A 481-nucleotide genomic window follows, 5' to 3' on the forward strand; every position below is an offset into this window, starting at 1 on the left:
CCAACTTTGTTTGCCTATAGATCTTGAAATTAAATTAGAAAAAAATGATTTCGCTCATGCCATTGTGCAGTTTGTTGACTCTATTCCCGATGCAGTCTTCCTTCCTTATTATCAATCTATGGGTAGACCCCAATATCATCCTCGTATGTTACTTTCCATTATTCTTTGTGCCTATATTCAAGGGGTTTATTCCGGCCGCCAAATACAAAATATGTTGATAGATAGTATTCGGATGCGCTACTTATCTCAAGACCAAATCCCTAACTTTCGTACCATTAATCGTTTTCGCGTTCATCCGATTATGAACGATATTCTAGACCATTCGTTTATTCAATTTCGTGAGCTACTGGTTCAAAGTGGCTTAATCAGCGGGAGTGCTTTATACATAGATGGTACAAAAATTGAAGCGGATGCGAATAAATACTCTTTTGTTTGGAAAAAAAGTATTTTAAAGTATAAGGATAACCTTGATCAAAAAGCC

General features: G+C 36.2%; 1 protein-coding gene. It reads left to right on the forward strand.

Features of this window, described 5'->3' with window-relative positions; all coding sequences use genetic code 11:
* On the forward strand, positions 1-481 hold a 481-nt coding region (locus ACTQZM_RS12030), incomplete at both ends, for a transposase (RefSeq protein WP_441653899.1).

The sequence above is a fragment of the Enterococcus cecorum genome (genome assembly GCF_052119425.1).
In the GTDB taxonomy this organism is placed as follows: domain Bacteria; phylum Bacillota; class Bacilli; order Lactobacillales; family Enterococcaceae; genus Enterococcus_E; species Enterococcus_E cecorum_C.